This window comes from Brachymonas sp. J145 (assembly GCF_036312245.1).
Classification (GTDB): Bacteria; Pseudomonadota; Gammaproteobacteria; order Burkholderiales; family Burkholderiaceae_C; genus Brachymonas; species Brachymonas wangyanguii.
This window is the reverse complement of record NZ_JAZDCI010000001.1, coordinates 41333-63961: the sequence shown is the minus strand read 5'-3', so window position 1 is coordinate 63961 and position 22629 is coordinate 41333. Positions and strand designations below refer to the sequence as shown.

Below are 22629 nucleotides of genomic sequence, written 5' to 3'. Positions count from 1 at the left end.
CTGTTTGCCATGTAGATGCCGATGTTTCGTCCCACCTTGTCCCGCCCACTGTGGCGCTCTTTCTGGATCCTGCTGGCCGGCCTGCTGCTGTCCTTGACGGCACAGGCGCAATTCCGTGTGGAAGTCACCGGTGCCGGCATCAGCCAGTACCCGATCACGCTGTCGCCGTTCCGTGGCGAAGCCAGCGCGCCGCAGCAGCCTTCCGGCATCATCCTGGCCAACCTGCTGCGCAGCGGCCTGTTCAAGTCGGTGCCCGTCAGCAGCGAACAGCTCGATGCCGCCAGCCGACCGGCGCTGGCCGTGTTCCGCGAGGCGGGATCGGATTACCTGGTGGCCGGCAACGTGCAGCGCCAGGGCAATGGTTGGCAGCTGCAGGTGCGCCTGTGGGACGTGGTGCAGCAGCGTGACATGGGTTCGCAGACCTATGCCGTGGCAGCGGCCGACCTGCGTCTGGCCGCGCACCGCGCCAGCGACTGGATCTATCAGCAGATCACCGGCCGGCAAGGCGTGTTTTCCAGTCGGTTGTCCTATGTGACCAAGGCCGGTGGCCGCCATACGTTGTGGGTGTCCGATGCCGATGGTGAAGGTGCGCAGCCGGCGCTGGCCAGCAACCACCCGATCATCTCGCCGAGCTGGTCGCCCGATGGCAGCCGCCTGGCCTATGTGTCCTTCGAACTCGGCAAGCCGGTGGTGTTCGTGCACAACGTGCGTACCGGCCAGCGCCAGCAAGTGGCCAATTTCAAGGGCTCCAACAGCGCGCCAGCCTGGTCGCCCGATGGCAGCCAGCTGCTGGTGACGCTGACGCGGGATGGCGGCTCGCATCTGTACCTGCTTCCGGCGACTGGCGGCCAGCCGCGCCAGCTGACCAGTGGCAGCAGCATCAATACCGAAGCGCGCTTCAGCCCGGACGGCCGCAGCATCTACTTTGTCAGCGACCGTGGCGGCGCGCCGCAGATCTACCGCATGCCTGCCAGTGGTGGCGATGCCCAGCGCGTGACCTGGCAGGGCGGCTACAACATTTCGCCGACCGTGAGCGCCGATGGCCAGTTGCTGGCCTACATCACGCGCAGCGGCGGCTTCAAGCTGGCGGTGATGGACTTGCGCGATGGCAGCGTGCAGCTGGTGACTGATACCGCGCACGACGAACGCCCGAGTTTTGCCCCGAACGGCCGCATGCTGGTGTACGCCACCCGCATCGGTGGCCAGAAGACCCTGATGACGACCACGGTGGACGGCAGCATCAAGACCCGTCTGGCGGGTCGTCAGGGAGAATTGCGGGAGCCGGCCTGGGCCCCGCTGCAATAATTGACCACGCGGCAGCCTGAACCGGGCTGCCATGACCGGCCTTGTGCCACCTTATATAGATTGGAGATAGCCCATGCAACGCGCCCTCTTGACCCTGGCACTCACCGCCGCCCTGGCTGCCTGTTCTTCCGCCCCCAAGACCGGTGCCGATGCCGCCGGCAACCAGGCTGGCAGCGCCGGCCAGAGCACCGTCACGCCGGTTGGCGTTGGCCAGGCCGATGGTACGCGCGGCGGCCCGCAAGACGTGGCGCGCACCGTGTTCTTCGACTTTGACAGCTACAGCGTGCGCCCCGATGCGCGCCCGGTGGTGGAAGGCCAGGCGCGCTGGCTGAATGCCAACCGTGGCACTGGCGTGGTGCTGGAAGGCCATACCGATGAAATCGGGGGCAGCGAATACAATCTGGCGCTGGGCCAGCGTCGTGCCGAAGCGGTACGCCGTGCCCTGGTGCTGCAAGGCGTGCAAGATAGCCAGATCGAGGCCGTGAGTTTTGGCAAGGAGCAGCCGGCGGTGCCGGGCGCCGGCAATGACGAGCGCAACCGCCGCGTGGAGTTCCGCTACCGCTGAACCCGTCCCACCCGAGGAATGGACAAGGAATGATCCCGAGATATCTGAAATCGCGTACCGTGCTGGTAGCGGCGCTGTCGCTGGCAGCGCTGCAGCCGGCACAGGCGCAGTTGTTTGGCGACAACGAGGCACGCCGTGCCATCCTGGACCTGCGCGAGCGCTACCAGGGCATGCAGCAGGAAATGACCGGCATGCGCAGCAGCGTGCAGCAGATGCAGGGCCAGATCGATACCCTGCAGACCGAACTGGCACGCTCCCGCGGACGCGAGGAGCAGCTGACGCGCGAGCTGAACGAGCTCCAGGAGCGCCACACCGACCTGGCGCGCGCCATGACCGAGCAGCCTGCGACGGCCCCGGCGTCTCCTGCGCCCAAGGCGGCTGCGCCAGCCGCCACCCGGCCGGCGGCCGACAAGCCGGCAGCCAGTGTCGAGGCCGACGATGGCCAGGATGTGTTCGATGCTGCGCTGGCGCATTTCCGCAAGGCCGATTACGCCCGTGCGCAGACCGGCTTTCGCAACTACCTGAACCAGCACCCGCGTGGCGAAGAAGCGATTGCGGCACGCTACTGGCTGGGCAACTCCGATTACGCGCTGCGCAACTACCAGTCGGCCATGGGCCATTTCCAGACCGTGGTGCGCCAGGCGCCGAATCACGAGCGTGCGCCCGAGGCCATGTTGTCCATTGCCAACTGCCAGATCGGCCTGAAGAATACCGCTGGCGCACGCAGCACGCTGCAGCAGCTGATTGCGCGCTACCCGTCTTCCGAAGCGGCTGGCGTGGGTCGTGACCGGCTGGCGCGACTGAAATGATGGACGCGATGGAGTTGCCGGTGCAGGTGGATGCCGGGCGCCGCTTTGGCGGCGTGGCGCGCCTGTATGGCCAGGAAGGTGCAGCGCGCATTGCGGCCGCGCACGTGCTGGTGGTCGGCATTGGCGGCGTTGGTTCCTGGGCGGCCGAGGCACTGGCGCGCACCGGCATCGGCAAGCTGACGCTGGTAGACATGGACCACGTGGCCGAATCGAATATCAACCGCCAGATCCACGCTGCCGACCGCACGCTGGGCCAGGCCAAGATCGAGGCCATGCAGCAGCGCATTGCCAGCTACCACCCGGATTGCCAGGTGCAGCTGATTGATGATTTTGTCGATCCCGACAACTGGCTGGGGCTGGTGCCGTCTGATGTCGATGGCGTGATTGATGCCTGCGACCAGATGGCGGCCAAAACCGCCATGGCGGCCTGGGCACGCCGTTGCAAGCTGCCTTTCATTACCGTGGGCGCGGCGGGCGGCAAACAGCAGGCCGAACTGATGCAGATCGATGACCTGTCGCGTGTGACCCACGATCCCTTGCTGGCGCAGCTGCGCTATCGCCTGCGCAAGCAGCATGGTGCGCCGCGCGACGGCAAGCGCATGGACGTGGCCTGCGTCTTCAGTCGCGAACCTGTGCGCATGCCCGAAGCCTGCGAGACCGGTGCCGACAGCCCCGATGGCAGCCTGAATTGCAGCGGCTACGGCTCGGCCGTGGCGGTGACGGCGAGCTTCGGTATGGCCGCAGCAGGGTGGATGTTGAAAAAAATTTCCACACCACTTGTCAAAACCGAAAAAACCTCGCTATAATTTCAGCTTCTGTGATCGATAAGACAACAGAAGCCGAGTGGGTCGTTAGCTCAGTTGGTAGAGCAGCGGACTTTTAATCCGTTGGTCGCGTGTTCGAGTCACGCACGACCCACCACCCATTCAAGGCCTTGAACGCGAGTTCAAGGCCTTTTTTGTTGCCTGCCGCCGATCTTGCGGTGATTGCAGTGCTTTATCGCCGCAGAATTTGCGGTGATAACGTCAGGGCGGCACTTGTGACTACGCACGGCATGTCAGCCTGCTTCCCCCAGCCGCCCCACCAGATACTCCATCAGCGCCTGCACCCGCGCCGGCCTTCTGCGTCCCGGCGGCGTGACCAGATGCAGCGCCAGCTCCTCGATCTGCCAGTCCTCCATGGCGGTGTCCAGGCGGCCGGCGGCGAGGTCGTCATCGACGAGGAATTCGGGCTGTAGCGCCAGGCCGAGGCCGGCGAGCAGGGCGGGGGTAAGGCCTTCGGCGTTGTTGGCCTGGATTTGCGCCGGCACTTCCTGCTGGTAGTCACCGTGTTCGGCGTGGGTAAAGCGCCAGTGCGCCGGGCTGCGCATCAGGGTGTATTGCAGCGCGCGGTGTTGCGCCAGATCACGCGGGTGCTGCGGCTTGCCGTGTTGCGCAAAGTAGGAGGGCGCACCGACCAGCAACACGCGCATGCGGCAGACGCGGCGCGCCAGCAGGCTGGAATCGTGCAGCTTGGCAATGCGCAGGGCCAGGTCGAAGCGGTCTGCCACCAGATCCACTTGGCGGTCGTCAAACTGGATATCCAGCTGCACTTTCGGATGCTGCTGCATGAAATCCGGCAGCAGTGGCGCCAGCTTGCGGATGCCGAAGGACATGGGTGCCGAGATGCGGATCAGGCCGCGCAGGCTGGTGGACTGTTCGGCAATTTCGGCCTCGACCGCTTCGCCATCCTCCAGGATGCGGCTGGCGCGCTCCAGGGCGGCGTGGCCGCTATCCGTCAGCGTGACGCGGCGCGAGCTGCGGTGGAACAGCGTGGTGCCGATGCGCGCCTCCAGCCGGCTGATGGCCTTGGAGACGGTGGCCTGCGACAGCGAGAAGGCGGTGGCGGTGCGGGCAAAGGAGCCAGTTTCGGCGACCTTGGCAAAAATCGCCCAGGCTTCGAGATCGGGAAGTTTCTGCATGGTGTGGCCTTGCATGATGAAGGAATTGGAAAGAATGATATTCCATCTTTCGGATTCTGAAGTGATGCTGAAAAATCTACACTGGAGTCATCGTAAACATACACCCAAGGACACTGACATGATTGAACGACGCAGCCTCGACAGCCTCGGTGCCGCCAACCACGGCTGGCTGGATGCCAAGCACCATTTTTCCTTTGCCGAATACCATGATCCCGACCGCGTGCACTGGGGTGCGCTGCGCGTCTGGAACGACGATGCGATTGCACCGCAGACCGGTTTCCCGCCGCACCCGCATGCCGACATGGAAATCATGACCTATGTGCGCGAAGGCGCCATCACGCATCAGGACAACCTGGGCAACAAGGGCCGTACCGTGGCCGGTGATGTGCAGGTGATGAGCGCCGGCAGCGGCATCCGCCACTCGGAGTACAACCTGGAGTCGGAAACCACGCGCATCTTCCAGATCTGGATTTTCCCGGACCAGCGCGGTGGCGAGCCGTCCTGGGGCACGCAGCCCTTCCCTAAGGGTGACCGTTCTGGCCAGTTTGTCACGCTGGCCAGCGGTATCGCCGGCGACGAAGGCACCCTGCCGATCCGTGCCCAGGCGCGCGTGCTGGGTGCCACGCTGAAGGCGGGCGAAAGCGTGGAATACCGCTTTGCCGATGCCAGCCGCCACGGCTATCTGGTGCCGGCCAAGGGCCAGGTCGAAGTCAACGGCGTGCCGCTGCAGGCACGTGATGGCGCTGCCATCCGCGACGAGGAACTGATCCGCATCACGGCCAGCGAGGATGCCGAGTTGGTGCTGGTGGATGCCCCGGCCATCGGCTGATGTCCGGTGCATGACCAATCATGTCAAGAATGGAAAGAAAGAATTTCCATCTTGACGATTCCGTAGGCAAGTTGCTTGCCCTACTATTGAATCCATGGCAGCGCAGTGCTGCCGATTTCTTGAGCCCGAGCGGGCCAGACCATTTTCAGGAGAACACCATGAGCCAGTTTATCGACATCATCAGCAAGCGCCGCAGCCAGTACGCCCTGGGCAAGAACCTGCCGCTGTCCCAGGACGCTGTGACGCGCCTGATCCAGGATGCCGTCAAGCAGTCTCCTTCCGCCTTCAACTCGCAGAGCTCGCGCGCCGTGATCCTGTTTGGTGCCGAGAGCAACAAGTTCTGGGGTTTCGTGATGGACGCGCTGCGCCAGATCGTGCCGGCTGACAGCTTTGGCCCGACCGAAGCCAAGATCAACAGCTTTGCTGCCGGCGCCGGTACCGTGCTGTTCTACGAAGACCAGGACGTGGTGAAGGGCCTGCAGGAGCAGTTTGCTGCCTACGCCGACAACTTCCCGATCTGGTCCGAGCAGGCCAGCGGTATCGCCCAGTTTGCCGTGTGGGTGGCACTGTCTGAAGCCAACATCGGCGCCAGCCTGCAGCACTACAATCCGCTGCCGGATGCGGCTGCCACTGCCGAGTGGAACCTGCCGGCCAGCTGGAAGCTGCGCGCCATGATGCCTTTCGGTTCCAACGAAGGCGGCTTTGGCGAGAAGGCCTACATGGATGACGCCGAGCGTTTCCGCGTGCACGGCTGATGCATCAGGCTGGCCACGGCCAGCCTTGCCCGCCTGACGGGCACGATCCTTGACGGGGTCTGGATCGGGAAACCGGTTCAGGCCCCGTTTTTGTCGTCTGGCTGCGTGGCCGCCGGGTCGGTATCGTTGCCGTCATTGATGCGCAGCGCCTTGCCGTGCAGGATGGCGGTGGCAACCTTGTTGCGGGCGCGCGCGACGATGTTGCCAAAGGTCTGGCGTGAAATGCACATGTGCATGGCGGCATCGATCTGGTAGAGCTGTTCCACATCGGCCAGGCGCAGCGCTTCGAGCTCGTCCAGTTCGAGTACGACTTCTTCCAGCTCGTGCACCGGAATGCCGCGCGGCTTGAAATAGTTGGCCACGACGTCACAGGACACGTGGCGGCTTTTGTAGGGTCTGGCCATGGCTGTATGCGTAACCTCCTTGCAGACAGTGTGACGACAGGGTGCCTGCGAGCATAGTCCGGTAGCGCGCCGGCTTGCCAGTCCCATTCAGGGGGAGCTGGCTGGCCCTTCCGGCTGATTGACAGGGCAATTGGTTTGTGGGAGACCGACCCGGCAGCATGGCTACTGGCGATCTGGTACGGTAGGCGCACCATCCTGCTGACAGGGTGGACCAGCCAGCCGGGTTGTATCCGGCACGGCTGGCTACGATGCATGTCCTATTCCTTGTCTGTCCCCCGCGGTGACCCACGCTGGCCCTTGCTGCTGCAGGGGCTGGGCTCCCTGTTGTGGCTGGTCCAGGCCTGGTGGCTGGCTGCCGTGGTGGCCGCGCTGATGGCGCAGGCGACCGGCTCGGGGCCAGCAGCGGATCTGCCGCGGCTGATCGGGCAGGCGGCCTTGCTGGTGGCCGGACTGGGCGTGCTGCGTGCCGGCCTGGAATATGCCGGTACCCGCATCACCTGGCTGCAGGCGCGCCAGGGGCTGAGCGCGCTGCGCTGGCAGCTGGCGGAACGCCTGCGCGCCAGTTCCCCGATCGATGCGCAGCGCCCACCCTCCGGCCAGATCACCCGGGTCTGGATGGAGCAGGCCGAGGCTGTGCTGCCCTGGCGGGCGCGCTACCAGGCGGCGCAGTGGCGCGTGCTGATCGTGGCGCCCTGTATTGCCCTGGTGGTGGCGTATCACAGCTGGCTGGCGGCCTTGCTGCTGCTGATGGCGGCACCGCTGATTCCGCTGTTCATGGCCATCATCGGCTGGCGTGCCCAGGCGATCAGCGAGGCGCAGCTGCAATCGCTGGGTAGTTTGCATGGCCAGTTGCTGGAGCGCCTGCGCGGCTTGCCAACCCTTCGCGCCCTGCATGCGGTGGATGCCGCCGCCAGCCGCCTGACGGCGCAGGGCAGCAGCGTGGCGCGCAAGACCATGCGCGTGCTACATGTGGCGATGCTGTCATCGGCCGTGCTGGAACTGTTTTCGGCGCTGGGCGTGGCGCTGGTGGCGGTGTATATCGGCTTTCATCTGCTGGGCGAGCTGCATTTTGGTACCTGGGGTGCGCCGCTGGGCCTGCATGCCGGCCTGTATGTGCTGATGCTGGCACCGGCCTTTTTCGAGCCGCTGCGCGAACTGTCGGCAGTCTGGCATGACCGCGCCAATGGCCAGGCAGCGCAGCAGGGGCTGGAGCAGATGCTGGATGGACTGGCACCGCTGGTGATGCAGCCGCAGCCGGTAGCGGTGTCGGCGCAGACGGTGCCTGCGCGCGCGCCGGGCATCGTGCTGGACGGTGCCGTCCCGGCGGTGGGCCGCATGACGGATGGCGTTCCGATGGTGGAGGACAGTGCCGGCCTGGACCTGCAGATTCCCGCCGGTGCCCAGGTGGCGATCACCGGTCCGAGCGGTAGCGGCAAGAGCACGCTGCTGGCCATGGTGGCCGGTCTGGCGGCCTTGCGGCAGGGCGAGATCCGGATTGATGGAATACGGCTGGACGATGCCAGCGTGGCCGGCTTGCGCCAGCGCATGGCCTGGATGGGGCAGCAGCCGGCATTCTTTGCCGGTACGCTGCGCAGCAATCTGACGCTGTGCCGCGACAGCACGCCAGCGCAGATCACGCAGTTGCTGCAGCAGGTTGGGCTGGGTGATGTCTACCGACAGCGTGGCGCGCAGCCGCTGGGCGAGGGCGGTAGCGGCATCTCCGGCGGCGAAGCCCTGCGGCTGGCGCTGGCGCGACTGGCTCTGGCGCAGGATGCCGACCTGCTGCTGCTGGACGAGCCAACCGCACACCTGGATAGTGATACGGCGTCGCAGGTGATAGAGACGCTGTTGCGCATCGCGCGGGGCAAGACGCTGCTGGTGGCCACGCACGATCCGGCGTTGATGGCGGCGCTGCCGCAGCAGCTGGCGCTGGATGGTGCTGGCCGCGTGCACTGGGTACGGCAGGAGGTATCGGCATGAAGGCGCCACGTCAGCGCCAGGCGCTCCGACTGCTGTTGCAGGCTTTGCTGGACAAGCAAGGGCGCGGCATGGCGATAGGCGTGCTGCTGGCCTGCACCACGGCGCTGGCTGGCGTGCTGCTGCTGGGGATTTCGGGCTGGTTTATTGCCGGTACGGCCATTGCCGGGCTGGCCGGTGCGGCGGCGATCGCGTTTGACGTGTTCACGCCCTCGGCCAGCATCCGGCTGCTGGCACTGGGGCGCACGGCAGCACGCTATGGCGAACGCGTGACGACGCACGCCGCCACGCTGCAGGCGCTGGTGGCGGTGCGCGAGCGCCTGTTCCGTGCCTTTGCCGTACGCGGCGTGGCTGATGGCGGGCGCTGGCGCCTGCACCCGAGCCGCATGCTGTTGCGCCTGACGCGCGATCTGGATGCGGCGGAATCGCTCTACCTGCGGCTGATCGTGCCGACGGCGGCGGCCGTGTGCGGCACGCTGCTGATCAGCCTGTGGCTGGCCTGGCATCATCCGGGCCTGGGACTGGCCTGCCTGCTCTGGTTCCTGCTGTGGGGCTTTGGCATCGTGCTCTGGCTGGTGCGCAGCACTACGCGGCTGAGCCTGGCGCAATCACGGCTGGCGGAACGCCTGCGCCAGCTCAGCCTGGATCTGGCTGGCGCGCAGACCGAGCTGGTGATGGCGAACCAGCTGGATGCCTGGCTGGCGCGCTGGCAGCAGACTGAGGCGCAGCTGGCGACTCTGGATGCCCGGCTGCAGCGCCGTGATGCCTGGGCCGCAGCGCTGTGGCAGATGCTGCATTCCCTGACGCTGGCGGCAGCGGCAGTCGCGGCTGGCTGGCTGGTGCTGCAGCACGGCATGTCGGTGCCGAATGCGGCTTTCCTGCTGCTGATGGCGATGGCCGGCATGGAGCCGTTTGCCGCGATGCGGCGCGGGGCGCTGGAATGGTCGGCCAGCCTGTTGGCGGCGCGGCGGCTGGCGCAGCCCTTGCGCGCCCGGCCCGAGGCCGATGCGCCCTTGCCGGTACCCGCTGACGGCCTGGCGGCCGAACTGCGCCAGGTCACGGTGGCTGGGGCGCAGCAGCCGCGTGTCGCCAACGTTGATCTGGCGGTGGCGCAGGGTGAAGTCGTGGCACTGATCGGGCCGAGCGGCAGTGGCAAGTCCACGTTGCTGGCGCTGATTGCCGGCGAGCTGGCGGCCGATGCCGGCAGCGTGCAGGCGCAGCCGAATGTGGCGCTGCCGCAGCAGCCGGCGCTGTTCCACGACAGCGTGCGCGCCAACCTGAATTTGCAGCAGCGCGATCTGGACGATGCCGTCCTCTGGCAGGCGCTGGAGGCGGCCGGCCTGCAGGCGGTCATCGCGGCGCGGCCGGACGGGCTGGATGCACTGCTGGGCGAAGGCGGGCTGGGCCTGTCACGCGGGCAGGCGCGCCGGCTGGCGCTGGCGCGGCTGTTCCTGGCCGAGAGCGATTTCTGGCTGCTGGACGAACCGACGGACGGTCTGGACAGCGTGACCGCCGCCGAGGTGCTGGACGGCCTGGCCGCAGCGCTGCAGAATCGGACCGGCGTGATCGCCACCCATGTGCGGCGCGAGGCGGCGCTGGCGGACCGGCTGCTGGTACTGGACAAGGGGCGCGTGACCGGGAACTGGCCACGCGGATCGTCGGGCTACGCCCAGGCGCTGGCGCGTCTGCGCGACGGTTGAGCGTCATCGGCCTGACGCCGGCAGCTGCCAGCATCGGGTGCAGGTTTTTTGGACTGGGATACGAAGGAGGTAGTTTTCCATGGATCTCGATATTGTTGGGCTGTCACGGCTGCAGTTTGCCGCCACGGCCATGTACCACTTCCTGTTTGTGCCACTCACGATCGGACTCGCGATCATGCTGGCCATCATGGAAACCGTCTACGTGATGACCAAGCGGCCAATCTGGCGGCAGATGACCAAGTTCTGGGGCACGCTGTTCGGCATCAACTTTGCGATTGGCGTGGCCACCGGCATCGTGATGGAATTCCAGTTCGGCATGAACTGGAGCTATTACAGCCACTATGTCGGCGACATTTTCGGTGCGCCGCTGGCGATCGAGGGCCTGATGGCCTTCTTCCTGGAGGCGACGCTGGTTGGCCTGTTCTTCTTTGGCTGGGAGCGGCTGAGCAAGGTCAAGCACCTGATCGTCACCTGGGCGATGGCGCTGGGCACCAATTTCTCGGCGCTGTGGATCCTGATTGCCAATGGCTGGATGCAAAACCCGGTGGGTGCGGCGCTGAATCCGCAGACCATGCGCATGGAAGTGACCAGTTTTGCCGAGGTGCTGTTCAACCCGGTCGGACAGGCCAAGTTCGTGCACACGGTATCGGCCGGCTACACCATGGCGGCGATGTTCGTGCTCGGCATTTCGGCCTGGTACCTGCTCAAGGGGCGGCATATCGATCTGGCGCGACGCTCGATGACGGTGGCGGCGTCCTTTGGCCTGGCCTCGGCGCTGTCGGTGGTGGTGCTGGGCGATGAAAGCGGCTACCTGTCCGGCGAGCACCAGAGCATGAAGCTGGCCGCGATCGAGGCGATGTGGGAAACCGAGCCGGCACCGGCTTCGTTCACCGCCTTCGGCCTGCCGAACCAGGCCGAACGCCGCACCGATTACGCCGTGCACGTGCCCTGGGCCATGGGCCTGATCGGCACGCGTTCGCTGACGACCGAGATCCCGGGTATCAACGACCTGGTGAAGCAGGCCGAGGGCCGCATCCGCAACGGCATGCAGGCCTATGACGCGCTGGAGGAAATCCGCAGCCACGGCCACGGCGAGATTCCGGCCGAGCTGCGCGCGCGCTTTGATGCGCACAGCAAGGACCTGGGCCACACGCTGCTGCTGAAAGCCTATCTGGACGATCCGCGCCAGGCCACGGAAGAGCAGATTGCCGCTGCCGCCTGGGACACCGTACCGCAGGTGGCACCGCTGTTCTGGACCTTCCGCATCATGGTCGGACTGGGCATGTACTTCATCGTGCTGATGGCGGTGTTCTTCTGGCTGTCGGCGCGCCACCAGCTCGATCGCCACCGCTGGCTGCTGAAATTGGCGGTGTGGAGCATCCCGCTGCCCTGGATTGCCGCCGAATGCGGCTGGTTTGTCGCCGAATTTGGCCGCCAGCCCTGGGCGATCGAGGGCGTGCTGCCCGTGGCGGTAGCGGTATCGAACCTGAATGCCAGCACCGTGCTGATCTCGCTGCTGGGCTTTGTCGCGCTCTACACCGTGCTGCTGGTGGTGGAGATGAAGGTGATGCTCAAGGCGATCCGCAAGGGCCCGGTACTGGACGCCCAGGACAAGCGCGAGCTGAAAACCTCGCCCTACGCGCTGCCGCAGCAGACGGCGGCCCAGCCCTGAACCGGACACAAGAGGAGAGATAACCATGATTCTTCACGAACTCCTGAGCTATGAGGTCTTGCGCGTCATCTGGTGGCTGCTGCTGGGCGTGCTGCTGGTGGCATTTGCCGTGACCGATGGATTCGACCTGGGCGTCGGCATGCTCAACCCCTTTGTCGCGCGCACCGATGTCGAGCGCCGCGTCGGCATCAACACCATCGGCCCGATCTGGGAAGGCAACCAGGTCTGGCTGATCCTGGGTGGCGGCGCGATTTTTGCCGCCTGGCCGCAGCTGTACGCGGTGTCGTTTTCCGGCTTCTACCTGGCGATGTTTGCCATCCTGCTGGCGCTGATCCTGCGTCCGGTCGGCTTCAAGTACCGCAGCAAGATCGAAAGCCCGGCCTGGCGCACCACCTGGGACTGGTGCCTGTTCATTGGCGGCCTGGTGCCGGCGCTGGTGTTTGGCGTGGCCATGGGCAATGTGCTGCAGGGCGTGCCGTTCCGGCTCGAACCCGACATGCAGATCTACTACGACGGCACGTTCTTTGGCCTGCTGAATCCGTTTGCGCTGCTGTGCGGCCTGGTGTCGGTGGTGATGCTGGCGGCGCATGGCGCGGCCTGGCTGCAGCTCAAGACCGAAGGGGCGGTGCAACAGCGCGCACGCCGCTATGGCCGCATCTTTGCGCTGCTCACGCCAGTGCTGTTCATCCTGGCCGGCGTGATGCTGTGGCTCACGGTGGACGGCTACCGCATCACCAGCGAGGTGCTCACCTCCGGCCCGTCCAATCCGATGATGAAGACGGCTGAAGGCGGCGTGGCCGGCCAGTGGTTTGCCAACTATGCCAAGGCCCCCGTGCTGTGGCTGGTGCCGGCGCTGGGCGTGCTGGGCTCGCTGCTGGCGGCCTGGGGCTTCACGCAGCGGCGCGAGCTGTTCACGCTGTTGGCCAATGGCGTGGCCGTGGCCAGCACGGTGCTGAGCGTGGGCGTGTCCATGTTCCCCTTTATCCTGCCGTCCAGCGTGCAGCCGCAGGCCAGCCTGACGGTCTGGGACGCCTCGTCCAGCCACCTGATCCTGTTCATCATGCTGGTGGCCAGCATCATCTTCATCCCGATCATCCTAGCCTATACCAGCTGGGTCTATTCGGTGATGCGCGGCAAGGTCACGGAAGAAGAGATCGAGGAGGGCGGTGGCCATGCCTACTGAGCAACTGCACCCCTTTCCCTGCAAGCATTCACAGAAGGAGATCTGACATGTGGTATTTCGCCTGGCTTCTGGGACTGCCGCTGGCAGCCCTGTTCGCGGTCATGAACGCGATGTGGTTCGAGATGATGGAGGACGATCTGCGTCAGAAGAAGGAACAGCAGCGCTGAGGCGCTGACAGCGGGGGTGGGACGCCCCGTTGACTGTAGCCGCGCCAGCCGGGAGGGATCCTGGCTGGCGTTTTGCCTTGTACCGGCTGATGTGACAAGCTGCAAAGTCCGCAAGAAGATCAGGCCTTGTCGCCAGTGCGCCGTAACGCGGTGGTAGGCTGTGGGCAGCCCCATTTTCTGAAGGAGACCGATCATGTCCGCCACTCCCTTTGTCCGCGCCACCCTGGGCGATACCCCGTATCTGGTCACGCTCCAGGACGACTTGGGGCATACCTGGACCGCCGATGAGCCCGAGGAGCTGGGCGGCGGCAATACCGCCAGCAGCCCGGATCGGCTGATCCTGGCCAGCCTGGGCGCCTGCACCGCGATCACGATCCAGATGGTGGCCACGCGCCGCCAGATTCCGCTGACCGGCGTGCAGGTGGAGCTCTCGCTGAACCCGGATGGCAAGCCGGAAGCCGGTACCGATATTGCACGCCGCGTCCTGCTGCAGGGCGAGCTGGACGAGGACCAGCGTGCCCAGCTGCTGAAAATCGCCAATATCTGCCCGATGCACAAGCTGCTGACCGGCGAGGTGCGCATCAGCACCGAACTGGCGGATTGAGCGCTGGTCCTACAGCAGGCGCTTGTCCATGCCCACGATGATGGCTTCTGCCGCTTTTTACACTGAGCCTTCCCCGACAACCCCTGCATGAGGAGATAACGATGTCCCAGTACCAGATCGCCATGGTGGTTGGCAGCCTGCGCCAGGATTCCTATAACCGGAAGCTGGCCCAGGCGCTGACGAAGATGGCACCGCCGGAGTTTTCCTTTGATTTTGTCGAGATCGGCGACCTGCCGCTCTACAACCAGGACGACGATGCGAACCAGGCCGAGCAGGTCAAGCGCATGAAGCAGCAGATTGCCGCGGCGCAGGGCGTGATCTTCGTGACGCCGGAATACAACCGCTCGATTCCGGGCGTGCTGAAAAACGCACTGGACCACGGCTCGCGCCCCTACGGCCAGAACGTCTGGGCCGGCAAGCCGGCTGGCGTGATCGGTGCCTCCATGGGTGCTATCGGCACGGCGCTGGCACAGCAGCACCTGCGCAACATCATCTCCTACCTGGACATGCCGACGCTGACCGCGCCCGAGGCCTACCTGAAGTTTGACGACAACACGGTGGATGCCGACTTCCAGTTCACCAATGCCGGCACGCAGAAGTTCGTGCAAGGCTGGGTCGATGCCTATGTCGCCTGGGTGAAGAAGATCGCCGGCTGATACGGACCGCTTGCCCACAAGACAACAGGCCCCGGTGCAGTTCACACCGGGGCCTGTTGCGTTCAGGCGAGGCTGAAAGAAGCGCTTACTTCTTGTTGTAGGCGCGCGGCTGCGTCAGCAGCTCGGCGCTCAGCGCGTCGTCCAGGTCCTGTTCGGACATCAGCTGGCGCTCCAGCACGATGTCGCGCACATTGCGGCCCTGCACGAAGGCGTCGGTGGCGATCTGCGTGGCCAGCTTGTAGCCGATGATCGGGTTCAGTGCCGTGACCAGCGAGATCGAGCTTTCCACGTTCTGGCGCAGGCGCTCCTCGTTGGCGGTGATGCCGGAGACGCAGCGGTCGGCCAGCGTGATGCAACCGGTGGCCAGCAGGCCCAGGCTGCGCTGCAGCGACTTGGCAATGATCGGCTCGAAGGCGTTCAGCTGCATCTGGCCCCCTTCGGCGGCGAAGTTGATCGTCACGTCGTTGCCGAACACCTCGAAGGCGACCTGGTTCACCACTTCGGGGATCACCGGGTTGACCTTGCCCGGCATGATGGACGAGCCGGCCTGCATGGCAGGCAGGTTGATCTCGCCAAAGCCGGCGCGCGGGCCGCTGGACAGCAGGCGCAGGTCATTGCAGATCTTGGACAGCTGCACGGCAATGCGCTTGAGCACGCCGGACAGCTCGACGAAGTCGCCGCAGTCCTGCGTGGCTTCGATCAGGTTGGGCGCGGTGGACAGGTCCAGGCCGGTGATCTCGCGCAGGTGGCGCAGCGAGCGGGAGGCGTACTCGGGGTGTGCCGTGATGCCGGTACCGATGGCGGTAGCGCCCAGGTTGATCACGTACATCAGCTTCTCGGCCTTCTCCAGGCGCATCATGTCTTCTTCCAGCATGACGGCGTAGGTGGAGAACTCCTGGCCCAGCGTCATCGGCACGGCGTCCTGCAACTGGGTGCGGCCGATCTTCAGCAGGCCGGAAAACTCCTCGGCCTTGGCGGCGAAGGCGTTACGCAGGTGGGTCATGGCGCCCAGCAGGTTGCGGATGGCAAAGCAGGCAGCGATGCGGATGGCCGTCGGGTACACGTCGTTGGTGCTTTGCGCCATGTTGACGTGTTCGTTCGGGTGCAGGTACTGGTATTCGCCGCGCTGGTGGCCCATCAGCTCCAGCGCGCGGTTGCAGACCACCTCGTTGGCGTTCATGTTGGTGGAGGTGCCGGCACCGCCTTGCACCACGTCTACCACGAACTGGTCATGCAGCGCGCCGTTGCGGATTTCGGCACAGGCGGCGACGATGGCGTCGGCCTGTTGCTGCGGCAGCAGGCCGAGTTCCAGGTTGGCCTTGGCAGCGGCGGCCTTGACGGCGGCCAGCGCCTCGATCAGGCGCGGCATGGTGCTGATGGTGATACCGGAAATCTGGAAGTTTTCCTGGGCACGCAGGGTGTGGACACCGTAATAGGCTTCGGCGGGGACTTCGCGGTCGCCCAGCAGGTCGTGTTCCAGTCGGGTAGTGGTCATGGTCATGAATCTGGTTATAGGTGTAACAGGTTGAACCTGTCTATTCTCCAGATAAGCCAAATCGCACGGAAGACTATGGTTTTTCCCGATGCTGATTGCAGCGTTTGCCGATCTGGGCAAGGCCTTGTTCATACAGGTGTCCGGTGCTGCTCCTACAATCATTGGCTACCCTCCCAGGAAGAGTCCACATGTCTGAAGCCATCCCCACCTCCGCCGTGTCCCAGCCTGTCGCCAGCGAGGCCGCTGGCAGCTATCTGGGCGAACGCATCCGCATCCGGGGCGCGCGCCAGAACAACCTGCGCAACCTGGATCTGGACATCCGCACCGGCGAGCTGACGGTGGTGACCGGGCCCAGTGGTTCCGGCAAGTCCAGCCTGGTGTTCGATACCCTGTACGCTGAGGGCCAGCGCCGTTACGTGGAAACCTTCAGCGCCTATGCGCGCCAGTTCCTGGACCGCATGGACAAGCCGGCGGTGGACCGGGTGGAGGGCGTGCCGCCGGCGATTGCGATCGACCAGACCAACCCGGTGCGTACCAGCCGCTCCACCGTGGGCACCATGACCGAGCTGAACGACCACCTGAAGCTGTTCTTTGCCCGCTTTGGCCATCTGCATGACCGCGTCACCGCCTTGCCGGTGCGCCAGGACCATCCTGATTCCATCTTCGCCGACTTGCAACAGCGCGCTGCCGAGGCCGGTGATCCGCGTCTGGTGCTGACCTTTCCGGTGGAGCTGCCGGACAACACGACCGAGGAAGAAATCGAGCAGTGGCTGTCGGCATCGGGCTATACCCGGGTGCAGGAGCGTGAGCAGAGCGGCGACCGCAAGATCCTGCACGTGGTGGCAGACCGCTTCCGCATGGGCAAGGTCGAGCGCAGCCGCGTGATCGAGGCACTGGAAAGCGCGCTGCGCCATGGTGAAGGCCGGGTGCGCGTCTATGTGCTGCCGGCGGAAGGCGAGGGTGAGCCGGCGCTGTGGAAATACGCCAGCAGCCTGCTGTGCCCGGAAAGCGGCGTCGCCTACAGCGCGCCGCTGCCATCCATGTTCTCGTTCAACTCGGCGGTAGGCGCCTGCGAGGCCTGCCGCGGCTTTGGCCGCGTGATTGGCGTGGACTGGGGGCTGGTGATTCCGGACCAGAAGCTGACGCTGCGCCAGGGCGCAATCAAGCCGATCCAGACGCCGGCCTGGGTGGAAGCGCAGGACGACCTGATGCGCCACGCCGAAGAGGCCGGCATTCCGCGTGACACGCCCTGGTACAAGCTGACCGAGGCGCAGCAGCGCTGGGTGATTGACGGCGCGCCGAACTACAAGGGCAGCTGGAACAAGCAGTGGTACGGCATCCAGCGTTTCTTTGACTACCTGGAAACCAAGGCCTACAAGATGCATATCCGGGTGCTGCTGTCCAAGTACCGCAGCTATACCGAATGCCCGACCTGTGCCGGCGCGCGCCTGAAAACGGAAAGCCTGCTCTGGCGCGTGGGCGACAAGGCCCAGGCCGATGCCGTGCTGCCGCCGCACAAGCGCTTCATGCCCAAGGGCACGGACTGGACACGTGCGCAACTGGAGGCCTTGCCCGGTCTCTGCCTGCACGACCTGATGCAGCTGCCGGTCGAGCGGCTGCGGCAGTTTTTTGCACTGCTGGCCGAGTCTGGTGCCGGGCAGGCTGGCGATGCCGCCGATGTGCAGGCACAGAAGCTGCTGTTCGAGGAAATCGGCAACCGGCTGCGCTATTTGTGCGATGTCGGCATCGGCTACCTGACGCTGGACCGCCAGAGCCGTACCCTGAGCGGCGGCGAGGTGCAACGCATCAACCTGACCACGGCGCTGGGCACCTCGCTGGTGAACACGCTGTTCGTGCTGGACGAGCCCAGCATCGGCCTGCACCCGCGTGACATGCACCGCATCACCGAGGCCATGCTGCGCCTGCGCGATGCCGGCAACACGCTGGTGGTGGTGGAGCACGACCCGGCCGTGATGTGGCCGGCCGACCGCATCATCGACATGGGCCCCGGCCCGGGCGAGCGCGGCGGCCAGATCGTGTTCGACGGCACGCCGCAGGCGCTGCGCCAGGCCGATACCCTGACCGGCCAGTACCTGAGCGGCCGCCGCCAGGTGATCGATGCCAGCCGCTGGCTGCGGCGCGAGGTGCAGGACAACACGCAGCGCCTGATTCTGGAAGGCGTGACGGCCAACAACCTGCAGAACGTGTCGGTGGAGATTCCGCTGCAGTGCATGGTTTGCGTGACCGGCGTGAGCGGATCGGGCAAGTCCACGCTGATCCAGGACGTGCTGGCTCCGGCGTTGCTGCGCCAGTTTGGCAAGGCGACCGAGGCCCCGGGCGCGCATGAGCGCCTGCTCGGGGCTGACCACCTGGCCGATGTGGTGTTCGTGGACCAGTCGCCCATCGGCAAGACGGCGCGTTCCAATCCGGTGAGTTATGTGGGCGCCTGGGACGCGATTCGCCAGCTGTTTGCCACCGCGCCGCTGTCGCAGCAACGCGGCTATACCGCCAGCAAGTTCAGCTTCAACAGCGGTGATGGCCGCTGCCCGACCTGTGGCGGCAGCGGCTTCGAGCATGTGGAGATGCAGTTCCTCAGCGATGTCTACCTGCGCTGCCCGGATTGCGATGGCCAGCGCTATCGTCCGGAGATTCTGGAAGTGACCATCGAACGCGGTGGCCGCACACTGAACGTGGCCGATGTGCTGGCGCTGACGGTGCACGAGGCGGTGCTGCTGTTTGGAGCCAGCATGCCCGATGCCGCCGCGCGCGGCCCGGCCCATGCGCCGGATCGCGAGGTGCTGCGCGCGCTGAAACCGATCGTGGATGTGGGCCTGGACTATGTGCGGCTGGGCCAGCCGGTGCCCACGCTGAGTGGCGGCGAGGCGCAGCGCCTGAAGCTGGCCGGTTTTCTGGCCGAGGCGGCGCGCAGCGCCAGCAAGAGCCGCCAGCGGCTGGCGGCCAAGGGCACGCTGTTCCTGTTTGACGAGCCCACCACCGGCCTGCACTTTGACGATATTGCGCGGCTGATGCAGGCGTTCCGCCAGCTGCTGGAGGCCGGCCATTCGCTGGTGGTGATCGAACACAATCTGGACGTGATCCGCGCCAGCGACTGGCTGATAGACCTGGGACCAGAGGGTGGCGAGGGAGGTGGCCGCATCGTGGCGCAGGGCACGCCGGACCAGGTGCGCCAGCAGCCTGACAGCCATACTGGCGCTGCGCTGCGCGAGTACGATCTGGCCATGGGCTGGGCAGCAGGCGGCAAGGGCGTGCAGGAAGCGGCACCGCCCTATGCCGCCGCACCGCGTGCGCCGGCAGCGCCGCCGCTGCAGGCCATCGAGGTGATCAACGCGCACGAGCACAACCTGAAAAACCTGTCGGTGCAGGTGCCGCGCGGCAAGTTCAACGTGATTACCGGCGTCAGCGGCTCCGGCAAGTCCACGCTGGCCTTCGACATCATCTTCAACGAAGGGCAGCGCCGCTATCTGGAAAGCCTGAACGCCTATGCGCGCAGCCTGGTGCAACCGGCCGGCCGGCCCGAAGTGGATGCGGTATACGGCATTCCGCCCACGGTGGCGATCGAGCAGCGCCTGAGCCGCGGCGGTCGCAAGTCCACCGTGGGCACCACCACCGAGGTGTGGCATTTCCTGCGCCTGCTCTACGTCAAGCTGGGGGTGCAGCACTGTGTGCATGACGATGCCGCGGTGGAGCCGCAAAGCATGGAGCGCATTCTGGCGCAGATCCTGAAGCAGTACCGTGGCCAGCAGGTGGGCTTGCTGGCACCGCTGGTGACGGGGCGCAAGGGCGTCTACACCGAGCTGGCCGACTGGGCGCGGCCGCGTGGCTACACGCATCTGCGCGTGGATGGCGAGTTTCTGCCGACTACCGGTTTTCCGCGCATCGATCGCTTCAAGGAGCACCATATCGAGCTGCCGGTGCTGAGCCTGGACATCACGCCGGAAAATGAGGCGCTGCTGCGCGTGGGCCTGCAAACCGCGCTGCAGCATGGCAAGGGCGTGGTACAGGTGCTCAGTGCGCTGGACGGCCTGGCCGAAGCGATGACGGCTGGCAGCAGCACGGCGGCCATCGGTGAGGTGCAGGTGTTTTCCACCCTGCGCGCCTGCCCGGTGTGCGCCACCAGCTATGCCGAACTGGATCCGCGCCTGTTCAGCTACAACAGCAAGCAGGGCTGGTGCCCGGATTGCGTGGGTACCGGCCTCAAGCTGGATCGCAAGCAGCGCGAGGCGCTGGACGATTCGGTGGCGGCCAAGGACAACAAGGGCCGCGAGCAGACCTTTGCCGAACCCGATGTGGAGGTGGTGGGCGATGTGGTGTGCCCGAGCTGCCAGGGCACGCGCCTGAACCCGGTGGCGCGCCATGTGCGGCTGCACGGTATCGGTATTGCCGAGGTGGCGGCGATGAGCGTGGCCGATGTGGCCGACTGGGTGGACGGGCTGCAGTTCGAGGGCCGCGAGGCCGAGCTGGCGCGCGACATCCTGCCGGAAATCCGCAGCCGGCTGGCCTTTTTGCAGCAGGTGGGGCTGGCCTACCTGACGCTGGACCGGGGCGCGCCCACGCTGTCGGGCGGCGAGGCGCAGCGCATCCGGCTGGCGGCGCAGCTGGGCAGCAATCTGCAGGGCGTGTGCTATGTGCTGGACGAGCCGACCATCGGCCTGCACCCGCGTGACAACCAGATCCTGATCGATGCGCTGGAAGACCTGAGCCAGAAGGGCAACACGCTGCTGGTGGTGGAACACGACGAGGACACGATCCGCCGTGCCGATCACGTGATCGATATTGGCCCGGGGGCCGGCATTCGCGGCGGCCGCGTGGTGGCCCAGGGCACGGTGGAGGCGATTGCCGCCGATGCCGATTCGGTCACCGGGCGCTATCTGCGCGATGCCATGCGCCACCCCTTGCGCGGCAGCCGCCGTGCCATGGATGCGGAACTGCCGCAGCTGACCGTGCATCAGGCCAGCCTGCACAATCTGCAGCAGCTGACGGCCTCGGTGCCCTTGCACCGGCTGGTGGCGGTGACGGGCGTGAGCGGATCGGGCAAATCCAGTTTTGCGCGCGATGTGCTGCTGAAGAATGTGGAAGCCATCGTGCTGCAACGATCCACCCGTGCCGGGTGTGAAGCCGATGAGCGCGGTGAACGGCCGGCCTGGAGCGGTTGCCGCAGCGTGACGGGATATGAAACGATTCAGCGCGTGCTGGAAGTGGATCAGACCCCGATCGGGAAAACTCCCCGATCCTGCCCGGCTACCTATATCGGATTCTGGGATGCGATCCGCAAGCTCTACGCCGGCACGCTGGAGGCCAAGGCGCGCGGCTTTGGCCCGGGCCGCTTCAGCTTCAACACTGGCGAGGGACGTTGCCCGGGGTGCGAAGGGCAGGGCATGCGCACGGTGGAGATGAGCTTTTTGCCCGATGTGAAAGTGCCGTGCGAAGTCTGCCACGGGGCGCGCTTCAACCCGCAAACCTTGGCCGTGACCTGGCGTGGCAAGAGCATCGGCGAGGTGCTGCAGATGGAAGTGGACGATGCGGTGGCGTTCTTTGCCAGCATGCCGTCCATTGCGCACCCGCTGCAGCTGCTGCAGGACGTGGGCCTGGGTTATCTGACCCTCGGCCAACCTTCCCCCACGCTGTCGGGTGGCGAGGCGCAGCGCATCAAGCTGGTGACCGAGCTGACCAAGGTGCGCGACGACATCACGCGCCGCGGCCAGAAGGCACCGCACACCCTGTATGTGCTGGATGAACCCACCGTGGGCCTGCACATGAGCGATGTGGAAAAGCTGATCCACGTGCTGCACCGGCTGGTGGATGGTGGCCACAGTGTGCTGGTGATCGAGCACGATCTGGACGTGGTGGCCGAGGCCGATTGGGTGCTGGATCTGGGGCCGGAAGGGGGGAGCGGTGGTGGCCGCCTGGTGATTGCGGGGACGCCGGAGGCGGTGGTGGCCAGTGGGAGTCATACCGGGGTGGCGTTGGCGGCGGTGCTGGCGCGGTGATTGGTGTTGCTAGGGCGAGGTGCTGAGCTGTATTGCAGGGTACGGATTGCAGTACAAGGTGCAACCAGGATGCGCCCGCTGAGGGGTTGCTGTTGTCCGCGCCTCCAAGGTGAGCGCCGAGGCCAAGTGGTGCGCAGCATGGTTAGCAACACCGCTGCCATCCGCCTACATGGCAAGGTCAATCGGGTGTTTTAGGCGAAGCGTAACGTCCCAACCAGATGAGAGTGTTGGATTTCATCTATGTCGTGATTTGGCGGGGGTGGTAACACGTGGCCTGCGTGGTGAATGTGTTGTTCCGTCGCTTTGAGAGATGGAATGTTAGCGTCAGATGAAGGCAAATTTTGTGCTCGATGTGCTGTTGACCCGCCGAAAAGCATCCTGGACATCACGCCAACAACTGGAGCTATCCGCTTTTGAATGGATGCACTGCTTCAATTTTGAGCGCTTGATGTGATTGATCGGCTGTATTCTTTGCTGAGGCCGAGACTCATTTCTGGCAGTAGCGTGGCCGTCATGCTCGCTCTGACTTGGCTTCAACCC

The 22629-nt window shown here is 65.5% G+C and carries 17 protein-coding genes and 1 tRNA gene; 15 read left to right on the top strand and 3 right to left on the bottom strand.

The genetic code is table 11. The features are described 5' to 3' along the window. Positions 1-21 precede the first annotated feature (21 nt). The 5 genes from tolB to V1261_RS00245 all read left to right on the top strand — a co-directional run bounded on the left by tolB (position 22) and on the right by V1261_RS00245 (position 3600). Complete coding sequence (tolB, locus tag V1261_RS00265; protein ID WP_329769311.1) at positions 22-1305, top strand: Tol-Pal system beta propeller repeat protein TolB; 1284 nt, start codon at positions 22-24, stop codon at positions 1303-1305. A 73-nt stretch (positions 1306-1378) separates the two neighbouring features. Further along, the gene (locus tag V1261_RS00260) at positions 1379-1870 is read left to right on the top strand and encodes an OmpA family protein (protein WP_329769310.1); all 492 of its coding nucleotides are present in this window, start codon (positions 1379-1381) and stop codon (positions 1868-1870) included. 29 nt (positions 1871-1899) lie between these two features. Continuing rightward, positions 1900-2679 carry a tol-pal system protein YbgF gene (gene ybgF / locus V1261_RS00255; RefSeq protein WP_329769308.1) on the top strand — a complete coding sequence of 260 codons (780 nt, stop codon included), beginning with the start codon at positions 1900-1902 and terminating at the stop codon, positions 2677-2679. After that, on the top strand, positions 2679-3485 hold the full coding sequence (locus V1261_RS00250; RefSeq protein ID WP_329769801.1) for a tRNA threonylcarbamoyladenosine dehydratase: 807 nt from the start codon (positions 2679-2681) through the stop codon (positions 3483-3485). The genes ybgF and V1261_RS00250 overlap by 1 nt, the downstream gene beginning before the upstream one ends. 39 nt (positions 3486-3524) lie before the next feature. Continuing rightward, positions 3525-3600: transfer RNA gene (locus tag V1261_RS00245), tRNA-Lys, on the top strand. Between the two features lie 136 nt (positions 3601-3736). Here the strand turns inward: V1261_RS00245 and V1261_RS00240 are convergent. Next, positions 3737-4639 carry a LysR family transcriptional regulator gene (locus V1261_RS00240; RefSeq protein WP_329769307.1) on the bottom strand — a complete coding sequence of 301 codons (903 nt, stop codon included), beginning with the start codon at positions 4637-4639 and terminating at the stop codon, positions 3737-3739. Positions 4640-4757: 118 nt separating this feature from the next. On the opposite strand from V1261_RS00240, the gene V1261_RS00235 reads away from it, so the two are divergent. Beyond that, positions 4758-5468 carry a pirin family protein gene (locus V1261_RS00235; protein ID WP_329769306.1) on the top strand — a complete coding sequence of 237 codons (711 nt, stop codon included), beginning with the start codon at positions 4758-4760 and terminating at the stop codon, positions 5466-5468. Between the two features lie 158 nt (positions 5469-5626). Beyond that, positions 5627-6223, top strand: coding sequence for a nitroreductase family protein (locus V1261_RS00230; RefSeq protein ID WP_329769304.1), 597 nt, complete (start codon positions 5627-5629; stop codon positions 6221-6223). Between the two features lie 77 nt (positions 6224-6300). On the opposite strand, the gene V1261_RS00225 is transcribed toward V1261_RS00230, so the two are convergent. Further along, positions 6301-6627: a DUF134 domain-containing protein gene (locus V1261_RS00225; protein ID WP_329769303.1), complete on the bottom strand. Its 327-nt coding sequence runs from the start codon at positions 6625-6627 to the stop codon at positions 6301-6303. Positions 6628-6879: 252 nt separating this feature from the next. Between V1261_RS00225 and cydD the strand changes: the two genes are divergently transcribed. The 7 genes from cydD to V1261_RS00190 all read left to right on the top strand — a co-directional run bounded on the left by cydD (position 6880) and on the right by V1261_RS00190 (position 14586). Beyond that, positions 6880-8607: a thiol reductant ABC exporter subunit CydD gene (cydD, locus tag V1261_RS00220; RefSeq protein ID WP_329769301.1), complete on the top strand. Its 1728-nt coding sequence runs from the start codon at positions 6880-6882 to the stop codon at positions 8605-8607. Continuing rightward, positions 8604-10304 carry an amino acid ABC transporter ATP-binding/permease protein gene (locus V1261_RS00215; protein ID WP_329769299.1) on the top strand — a complete coding sequence of 567 codons (1701 nt, stop codon included), beginning with the start codon at positions 8604-8606 and terminating at the stop codon, positions 10302-10304. Before cydD ends, V1261_RS00215 begins: the two co-directional genes overlap by 4 nt. Positions 10305-10383: 79 nt before the next feature. Then, positions 10384-11976 (top strand): cytochrome ubiquinol oxidase subunit I, encoded by a 1593-nt coding sequence (locus V1261_RS00210; protein ID WP_329769298.1) that lies wholly within the window; start codon positions 10384-10386, stop codon positions 11974-11976. Positions 11977-12001: 25 nt separating this feature from the next. Next, positions 12002-13159 carry a cytochrome d ubiquinol oxidase subunit II gene (gene cydB, locus V1261_RS00205; protein ID WP_329769297.1) on the top strand — a complete coding sequence of 386 codons (1158 nt, stop codon included), beginning with the start codon at positions 12002-12004 and terminating at the stop codon, positions 13157-13159. A 47-nt stretch (positions 13160-13206) separates the two neighbouring features. After that, entirely contained in the window at positions 13207-13326 is a 120-nt protein-coding gene (cydX, locus tag V1261_RS00200) for a cytochrome bd-I oxidase subunit CydX (RefSeq protein ID WP_329769296.1), read from the top strand. A gap of 193 nt (positions 13327-13519) precedes the next feature. Next, positions 13520-13930, top strand: coding sequence for an OsmC family protein (locus V1261_RS00195; protein WP_329769295.1), 411 nt, complete (start codon positions 13520-13522; stop codon positions 13928-13930). Between the two features lie 101 nt (positions 13931-14031). Beyond that, complete coding sequence (locus V1261_RS00190; protein WP_329769294.1) at positions 14032-14586, top strand: NADPH-dependent FMN reductase; 555 nt, start codon at positions 14032-14034, stop codon at positions 14584-14586. Between the two features lie 85 nt (positions 14587-14671). Here V1261_RS00190 and aspA read toward each other — a convergent pair whose 3' ends face one another. After that, positions 14672-16087, bottom strand: coding sequence for an aspartate ammonia-lyase (gene aspA, locus V1261_RS00185; protein WP_436231786.1), 1416 nt, complete (start codon positions 16085-16087; stop codon positions 14672-14674). Positions 16088-16269: 182 nt separating this feature from the next. Between aspA and uvrA the strand changes: the two genes are divergently transcribed. Further along, positions 16270-22089, top strand: a complete 5820-nt coding sequence (uvrA, locus tag V1261_RS00180) for an excinuclease ABC subunit UvrA (protein ID WP_329769291.1) — start codon at positions 16270-16272, stop codon at positions 22087-22089. The last annotated feature ends 540 nt before the right edge of the window (positions 22090-22629 follow it).